The sequence below is a fragment of the Agromyces albus genome, assembly GCF_004134825.1.
Lineage (GTDB): Bacteria > Actinomycetota > Actinomycetes > Actinomycetales > Microbacteriaceae > Agromyces > Agromyces albus.
Genome location: NZ_SDPN01000014.1, coordinates 85,928 through 94,071, shown reverse-complemented (window position 1 = coordinate 94,071; position 8,144 = coordinate 85,928). Strand labels below are relative to the sequence as shown.

Sequence of the window (8,144 nt, the reverse complement as noted above, 5' to 3'; positions counted from 1 at the left end):
GCGGCAGGGGCTGCTTCGGCGACGGGCGCAGCAGGAGCCGGCGCAGCCTCGGTGGCGGGCGCCGGAACTGCTTCCGCAGCGGGCGCTGGCGCCGGTGCTGCTTCTGCAGCGGGCGCTGGCGCCGGTGCTGCTTCCGACGTGGGGGCCGCCGGTGCAGCCTCGGCTGCGCCGGTGCCGTCGCCGATCGTCACGAGGGCGGTGCCCACCTCGACGGTCTCGTCCTCTTGGACGAGGATCGCCTCGATGACACCTGCCACCGGCGATGGAATCTCGGTGTCGACTTTGTCGGTCGACACCTCCAACAGCGGCTCGTCGACCTCGACACGGTCGCCGACGTTCTTCAGCCATCGGGTGACCGTGCCCTCCGTGACACTCTCACCGAGTGCCGGGAGGCTGACGGATTCGCTCATGCGCTTGTCTCCTTCACAGCGTGGGACGCTTTCTAGCTTATTGCAGTCGTGTTCTGGGCGGCCGGCTCAGAGTGCATGGAGCGGCTTGCCGGCAAGCTTCAGGAATGCCTCGCCGAGCGCCTCGTTCTGCGTCGGGTGAGCGTGGATGAACGGGGCGATGTCCTCGGGGTAGGCCTCCCAGTTCACGGCGAGCTGGGCTTCGCCGATGAGCTCGCCGACGCGGGCTCCGATCATGTGCACGCCCACGACGGGACCGTCGTTCACGCGCACGACCTTGATCGAGCCGCTCGTTCCGAGGATGTGGCTCTTGCCGTTGCCGGCGAGGTTGAACTCGTACGACGAGACCTCGTCGGCGCCGAACTTCTCGGCGGCCTTCACCTCGGTGTAGCCGATCGAGGCGACCTCGGGGTCGCAGTAGGTGACCTTCGGAATGTTCACGTCGTCGACGACGATCGGGTTCAGGCCCGCGATCTCCTCGGCGACGAAGATGCCCTGCTGGAAGCCGCGGTGCGCGAGCTGGAGTCCGGGAACGATGTCTCCGACGGCGTAGACGCCGGGCACGTTCGTCGCAAGACGCTCGTTCGTGATGACGAAGCCGCGATCGATCGTGATGCCGGCCTCTTCGTATCCGAGGCCCTGCGTGACGGGACCGCGGCCGACGGCGACGAGCAGGAGCTCGGCCTCGACGGTCTCGCCGTTCTCGAGCGTCACGACGACGCCGTTGTCATCTTGCGTGACGCCCTGGAACCGCACGCCGAGCTTGTAGTCGATGCCGCGCTTGCGGAAGGCGCGCTCGAGCTGCTTGGAGACGGACTCCTCTTCGTTCGGCACGAGGTGGGGGAGCGCCTCGATGATCGTGACCTCTGCGCCGAAGGACTTCCACACGCTCGCGAACTCCACGCCGATGACGCCGCCGCCGAGCACGGCGACCTTGCTGGGCACGAAGTCGAGCTCGAGTGCCTGCTCGCTCGTGATGACGCGGCCGCCGATCTCGAGTCCGGGGAGCGATCGCGAGTAGGAGCCGGTCGCGAGGATCACGTTCTTGCCGACGATGCGGTCGTCGCCGACCTGCACGGCGTTCGACGCGACGAGGCGGCCCTCGCCCTCGATCACGGTGATGCCGCGAGCCTTGATGAGGCCCTGCAGGCCCTTGAACTTGCTTGACACGATGCCTTCGCGATACGCGGTGACGCCCGGGATGTCGATGCCCTCGAAGGCCGACCGCACGCCGAACTTCGCCGATTCGCGTGAGTTGTCGGCGATCTCGGCGGCGTGCAGGAGCGCCTTCGTCGGGATGCATCCGCGGTGCAGACATGTACCGCCGAGCTTGTCTTTCTCGATGAGGCCGACGGTGAAGCCCAGCTCGACGGCACGCAGTGCTGCTGCGTACCCTCCGCTGCCGCCACCGAGGATGACAATGTCAAAGTTCTGCTCGGACAACCGCAATCTCCCTTGCGCACCAGATCTGCGACACGAACTGCCTCCGGGTGTGCCCGGGGCAGATTGCATGGGCGACGTTCTCGCCCATATGACCTTACTACCTAGGCGGAGAGGTCCTCGCCCAGCCTGATGAGCGTGCGCACGGCGATGCCGGTGGCACCCGAACCCGTGTATCCCCACCCGCCGGAGGTGTTGTGCGATGGCCCCGCGATATCGAGATGGGCCCACTGGATCCGCTCGTCGTCCGACCCGTCGCGCGTGCCGATGAACTCGCGGAGGAACACCCCGGCGAGCAGCATTCCGGGCACCCCCGCGCCGAGCTTCGTGTTCGTGAGGTCGGCGACATCCGACTTCAGCAGCGTGAGCAGGTGCTTCGGCAAGGGCATCGGCCAGGTGGTCTCGCCCACGGCATCGGCGGCGGCGCGCACCTTGGCGACGGTCTCGTCGTCGCCCATGAGGCCGGCGATCCGATTGCCGAGCGCCGTGACCTGCGCGCCCGTGAGGGTCGCGACGTCGACGATGAGGTCGGGCTGCTCCTCGCTCGCCGCGACGAGCGCGTCGGCCATCACGATCCGCCCCTCGGCGTCGGTGTTCAGCATCTCCACGGTCGTACCTCCACGCATGCGCATCACGTCGTTGGGACGCACGGCCGATCCGGAGGGCATGTTCTCGGCGAGGGCGAGCCAGCCCGTCACGTGGATCGGCGTCTCGAGCTCGGCGAGCGCGACGATCGCCGAGAGCACGGCTGCGGCGCCCGCCATGTCGGTCTTCATGCCGACCATCGACGGCCCCGGCTTCAGGGAGAGCCCGCCGGAGTCGAACGTGATGCCCTTGCCGACGAGGGCGAGGTGCACGGATGCCCCGGCCGGCGCGTACTCGAGGCGGACGAGCCGCGGCCCTCGCTCCGAGCCCAGCCCGACCGCGAGGATGCCGCCGAACCCGTCTGCCCGGAGCGCCTCCTCGTCCCAGACTCGAGCGGCGACGCCGATGGCGCTCGCGGTCTCGACGGCGATCTCTGCGAGGCGCGCGGGGAAGAGGTCGGCGGGCGACATGTTCACGAGGTCCTTGGTGCGGGCGACGGCGTCGACGACGGCGCGCACTCGTTCGACTCCGACGGTGTCTGCGTCGAAGGGCGTATGCAGGGTGATCGCGGCGACCGTGGGCTTCGGCTTCGATCGGTACTCGCCGTAGGCGTAGGCGCCGAGGGCGGCCCCCTCGAGCAGCGCGGCGGCGACGGCCGCCTCGTCGGCGGGGACCGCGATCGAGACCGTGGCGATGCCCGTGAGCTGCCGCAGCGCGCTGCCGGCCGCCAGGCGGAGGCTCGCGGCATCCGCTCGTTCGCCGACGCCGATCACCGCGACGACGCGGGGTCCGCCGTCGCGGCCGGCCACCCGGGTGAGCTCGTCGGCCGCTCCGGTGGCACCGAGCGTGGCGATGAGGGGTTCGACCCATTCGAAGCCGTCAGCGGCGAGGAGCTCGAGTCCGTCTTGCCCGCTTCGGGCGGCGAGCAGCACGACGTCGGCCTCAGCCTCGGCAGCGGGCGAATCGGTGACGGTGAGCGCAGGGGTGGCCATCAGGCGATCGTACTGTTCGCTCTCGGCACCATCGGCGTCGTCTCGATCATGCGGATGCCTCCGACGCCCCTCAGTAGGCTGGAGACATGCGCGATCCCCGTTCCCTCTACGAGCTGAATCCGGACGTCACGGTACCTCCCGGACTCCCGCTCGTGGCCGGACTCACGGGCTTCGCCGACGCCGGCGGGGCGGTGGCTCAGACCACCGCCTACCTCCTGTCGACACTCGAGAGCACGACCGTGGCGACGTTCGACGCCGACGAGTTGCTCGACTATCGCGCACGCAGGCCGATCATCCTGTTCCAGGGCGACCACCTCGCCGACTATCGCCCGCCTCGCCTCTCGCTCGACCTCGCGACCGACGACCTCGGGCAGCCGTTCCTCCTGCTCACCGGCTACGAACCCGACTTCCAGTGGCAGCGGTTCGGCTCGGCCGTCATGGGGCTCATCGAAGATCTCAAGGTCTCGACCACGACGTGGATCAACGCCATTCCGATGCCGGTCCCGCACACGAGGCCGATCGGGGTCACCGTGAGCGGCAATCGCACCGAGCTCATCGAGGCGATGTCGATCTGGCGCCCGACGACCCAGGTTCCCGCGAACGCCCTGCACCTCGTCGAGTACCGCCTGCACGAGCTCGGCCACCCGACGACGGGCTTCGTGCTCCTGATTCCGCACTATCTCGCCGACGCGGAGTACCCCGCCGCGGCGATCGCGGCGCTCGAGGTCATCAGCGCCTCGACGGGCAGGATCTTCCCGACCGATGTCCTTCGCGAGCAGAGCCGCGAGTTCGTCGCGCGCATCGACGAGCAAGTGGCGGAGAACGGCGAGCTCGGCAAGCTCGTGGGCACACTCGAGGAGCGGCACGACTCCTATATGGAGGGCACGACGCTCCGCTCGCCGCTCACCGACGAAGACGGGGAGCTGCCCTCGGCCGACGAGATCGCCGCCGAGCTCGAGAAGTTCCTCGCATTCCGCCGCACACGCGACGACGACTCGCCTCTCGGCAGCTGATCCCGGCGGCGTGCCCCGCCGGATCCGGACGGCGTTTCGGGGAATGGCACGGGCCGCCGGTGCGTTCCCCCTAGTGGAGGCGACGCGCGGGCTCGCCACGGTGCTCTTGCGGAGCGTCCGCCTGTATAATGGGGGCAGGACCCGTTCTGGTCCGCAGCGCAATCATGGTTGCGTCGAGATGCGGACTTGACATGGGTCCTCATAGTGTCCGAAAACGACCGGGCCGACAGCACGCGCCGATGGTCCGAGAGGGCACGCGCGCCGCGCAACGGTAGGAGAGGTTCAACGTATGGCAACGACGAAGGCTGCGACGTCGGCGAAGAGCGAGGCAGAGGCTGAGAAGCCCGCCACGAAGCGCGCGACTGCCGCGAAGTCGACGGCCGCGAAGGCGAAGCCGGCTGCTGCGAAGGCACCGGCGACGAAGGGTTCGGCGACGCCGGCGGCGAAGACGCCGCGCGCGTCGACCGCGAAGACTGCGACGAAGCCGAAGGGCAAGGCGAAGGCCGCCGACGGCGAAGACGACGAGGAGGTCGAGCCCGGCGAGCTCGAAGAGGTCGTCGTCGAGGCCGTCGTCACCGAGGAGCAGGGCGACGACTCGGCATCCGATGACGACGACGCGAAGCGCGTCGCGGTCGAGCCGCACCCGACCGGCGCGCTCGTCTTGCGCGCGGTCGACGACGAAGACGAGGTCCCGGTCTACTCGAGCGCCATCACCGGTGCCACGGCCGACCCCGTCAAGGACTACCTGAAGCAGATCGGAAAGGTCGCGCTCCTGAACGCGGCCGAAGAGGTCGAGCTCGCGATGCGCATCGAGGCCGGCCTGTTCGCCGAGGAGAAGCTCTCGCACATGACCGATGCCGAGCGGCGCTCGCAGCTCGGCCGTGAACTCCAGTGGGTCGCGAAAGACGGCCAGCGCGCGAAGAGCCACCTGCTCGGCGCGAACCTGCGTCTCGTGGTCTCGCTCGCGAAGCGCTACACGGGTCGCGGCATGCAGTTCCTCGACCTGATCCAAGAGGGAAACCTGGGCCTCATCCGTGCAGTCGAGAAGTTCGACTACACCAAGGGCTTCAAGTTCTCGACCTACGCGACGTGGTGGATCCGCCAGGCGATCACCCGCGCCATGGCCGACCAGGCCCGCACGATCCGTATTCCGGTGCACATGGTCGAGGTCATCAACAAGCTCGCCCGCGTGCAGCGCCAGATGCTGCAGGACCTCGGTCGCGAGCCCACGCCCGAGGAGCTCTCGCGTGAGCTCGACATGACCCCCGAGAAGGTCATCGAGGTGCAGAAGTACGGCCGCGAGCCGATCTCGCTGCACACCCCGCTCGGTGAAGACGGCGACAGCGAATTCGGCGACCTCATCGAAGACACCGAGGCGGTCGTCCCGGCCGACGCCGTCGGCTTCACGATGCTGCAGAAGCAGCTCGAGTCGCTCCTCGACTCGCTCTCCGAGCGTGAGGCAGGCGTCATCCGCATGCGCTTCGGCCTTGGCGACGGGATGCCGAAGACACTCGACCAGATCGGCGACACCTTCGGGGTCACGCGCGAGCGGATCCGCCAGATCGAGTCGAAGACGATGGCGAAGCTCCGCCACCCGTCGCGCTCGCAGTCGCTCCGCGACTACCTCGAGTAGGCCGCTGGTGCGCTACGCGCCGGCGATCCTCGTCGGCAGGTGCGTCCGATTCGCCGCCAGGCTGCGCAAGCCGGGCGGCGGTTCGGCCGTTCCGGGCCTCATCGTCAACCGCATCGCTCCCGGCTATCTCAAGCGCACCCTGTCGGGATTCCCGCAGGGTCTCGTGGTCGTGTCCGGGTCGAGCGGCAAGTCGACGACGACCAAGATGCTCGTGGCGATCCTCCGCGCCCACAGCGTCGACGTGTTCACGAACCCGTCGACGGCGAACATCAGCCAGGGGCTCACCTCCGCGCTGCTCGAACGGGCCGATTGGCGGGGTCGCGTGCCCGGCGATGTCGCCGTGCTCGAGATGGACGAGGGTCATGGCGCCCTGGTGATGCAGGGCGTCGACGCGCGTGTCGTCACGCTCATGAACGTCATGGTCGACCAGATCGACCGCTTCCACGACTCCGAGATGGTGGCCGGGATGCTCGGTCGTATCGCCGCCCGTGCTGGAGAGACGGTCGTCGTGAACGCCGACGACGCCTACCTCGAGCGACTCGCGGGCAGGGTGCGGCCCGGCGTCGACGTACGACGGTTCGGGGTTTCGCAAGACGTGCTCGATTCGACCACGCGCGGACTCGGCTACACCGAGACGACTCCCGAGCGGTTCGAGGGCGACGGCGTCCGCGTCGAATCCGTCACCGGTCGGGGCGCCACGATCAGCGACGGCCGCTCGACCGTCTCGATCGAGCTGCCGGCACGCGGCGTGCACTACGCCGTCGATGCGGCCGCCGCCTATGCCACGGCTCGAGCGGTGCTCGGCGATCGCTTCTCCGCCGACACGGCGGCGCGAGCCCTCAGCGAGATCCCCGCGGTGTTCGGCCGCGGCGAGCGAGTGACGGTGCGCGGTCACGAGGTCGAGTTCGTGCTCGTGCAGAACCCCGCGAGCTACCAGCTGAACATCGACAGCATCACACCAGGCACCGAGCAGCTGCTCTTCGCGATGGGATCCGACGTTCGCGATCCGTCGTACTTCTGGCCGACGGATGCCGCTTCGCTCGGCCGGGTCTCGATCGTCAGCGGATCGAAGGCCGCCGAGGCCGCACTCATGCTCGCCTACGACGGAGTGGTCATCGACCGCGTCGAACCCGACCTGGCTCGAGCACTCGACGACTTCCTCGCGGCGCCGGCACCCGGCTCGGGCGTGAAGACGATCGTCTTCACGGCCGATGCGATGCGCCGTACCCGCGCCCACCTCGGACTCAGGGGAGCGGAATGACCCTCACGATCGTCTCGCTGCTCCCGGGCCTCCAGAACACGAACGGCGACGCGGAGAACGCCGCGGTGCTCGCCGCTCGCGCGAAGTGGGCGGCACTCGCTGTGCAACTCGTCGCCGTCGAGTCGCACGCCGACCTTCCCGATCGGGTCGACGCGGTCGTGCTCGGCTCCGGGAGCGACGCGTCGCTCGATTCCAGCCGCGCGGTCCTCCTGACGATGCACGATGAGCTGCGTCGCTGGGCGACCGAAGGCGTGCCCATGCTCGCGGTCGGCACGGGGTGGGAACTGCTCAGCTGGGGCATCGAACGTCCCGACGGCACGGGCATCGAAGGGCTCGGCATCGTGCCGGGTCGCGCGGTGCCCCGGCGATCCCGCATCACCGGCGACCTCGTCGTCGCCTCGCCCCGGTTCGGGATCCTCGTGGGCTTCGAGAACCACTCACGCGACTACGTCGGAGCCGAAGGCTCGCCACTCGGACGCGTGCGCGTCGGCAGCGGCAACGGCCGGGACTCCGCCCAGGAGGGCGTCGTCATGGGCAACGTCGTCGGCACGCACCTGCACGGCCCGGTGCTCGCGAAGAATCCCGCGCTTGCCGACGACTTGCTGGGCAGCGCCGCTGCACGCGCGGGCGTCGAGTACCGGCCCGGTGCGCAGGCGTCGGTCGTCGACGGTTACGCCGAGGCTGCGCGCGAGGCGCAATTGAGCAGGGCCCGCGCTGCGGCATCCGCAATGAATCCCTGAGGTTGCGCCTGCCTCGGCGAGTGTGCGCCGACATGACGAACGCCCCGGTGGAGACCGGGGCGTTCGTGTTCGA

7 protein-coding genes are annotated in these 8,144 nt (G+C 69.1%); 4 read left to right on the top strand and 3 right to left on the bottom strand.

Annotated features, from left to right (window positions below):
• The 3 genes from ESP51_RS09685 to ESP51_RS09675 all read right to left on the bottom strand — a co-directional run.
• On the bottom strand, nt 1-410 hold a 410-nt coding region (locus ESP51_RS09685), incomplete at its 3' end, for a biotin/lipoyl-containing protein (protein WP_338420342.1).
• Nucleotides 411-476: 66 nt separating this feature from the next.
• Nucleotides 477-1,850 (bottom strand): dihydrolipoyl dehydrogenase, encoded by a 1,374-nt coding sequence (lpdA, locus tag ESP51_RS09680; RefSeq protein ID WP_129520695.1) that lies wholly within the window; start codon nt 1,848-1,850, stop codon nt 477-479.
• Nucleotides 1,851-1,951: 101 nt separating this feature from the next.
• On the bottom strand, nt 1,952-3,424 hold the full coding sequence (locus ESP51_RS09675) for a leucyl aminopeptidase (RefSeq protein WP_129520694.1): 1,473 nt from the start codon (nt 3,422-3,424) through the stop codon (nt 1,952-1,954).
• A gap of 86 nt (nt 3,425-3,510) precedes the next feature.
• Here ESP51_RS09675 and ESP51_RS09670 point away from each other — a divergent pair, with 86 nt between their 5' ends.
• From ESP51_RS09670 to ESP51_RS09655, 4 genes are all read left to right on the top strand, one after another.
• Nucleotides 3,511-4,437 (top strand): proteasome assembly chaperone family protein, encoded by a 927-nt coding sequence (locus tag ESP51_RS09670; RefSeq protein ID WP_129520693.1) that lies wholly within the window; start codon nt 3,511-3,513, stop codon nt 4,435-4,437.
• Nucleotides 4,438-4,726: 289 nt separating this feature from the next.
• On the top strand, nt 4,727-6,070 hold the full coding sequence (locus ESP51_RS09665) for an RNA polymerase sigma factor (RefSeq protein WP_129520692.1): 1,344 nt from the start codon (nt 4,727-4,729) through the stop codon (nt 6,068-6,070).
• Between the two features lie 7 nt (nt 6,071-6,077).
• A complete protein-coding gene (locus tag ESP51_RS09660) occupies nt 6,078-7,331 on the top strand; it encodes a Mur ligase family protein (RefSeq protein WP_129520691.1) in 1,254 nt (417 codons plus the stop codon).
• Nucleotides 7,328-8,071 (top strand): type 1 glutamine amidotransferase, encoded by a 744-nt coding sequence (locus ESP51_RS09655; protein ID WP_129520690.1) that lies wholly within the window; start codon nt 7,328-7,330, stop codon nt 8,069-8,071. Before ESP51_RS09660 ends, ESP51_RS09655 begins: the two co-directional genes overlap by 4 nt.
• Nucleotides 8,072-8,144 lie beyond the last annotated feature (73 nt).

Bases quoted from the DNA above. Each gene is read 5' to 3' on its own strand.
- ESP51_RS09675 (WP_129520694.1), bottom strand. From the start codon at position 3,424: ATGGCCACCCCTGCGCTCACCGTCACCGATTCGCCCGCTGCCGAGGCT.
- ESP51_RS09670 (WP_129520693.1), top strand. From the start codon at position 3,511: ATGCGCGATCCCCGTTCCCTCTACGAGCTGAATCCGGACGTCACGGTA.
- ESP51_RS09665 (WP_129520692.1), top strand. From the start codon at position 4,727: ATGGCAACGACGAAGGCTGCGACGTCGGCGAAGAGCGAGGCAGAGGCT.
- ESP51_RS09655 (WP_129520690.1), top strand. From the start codon at position 7,328: ATGACCCTCACGATCGTCTCGCTGCTCCCGGGCCTCCAGAACACGAAC.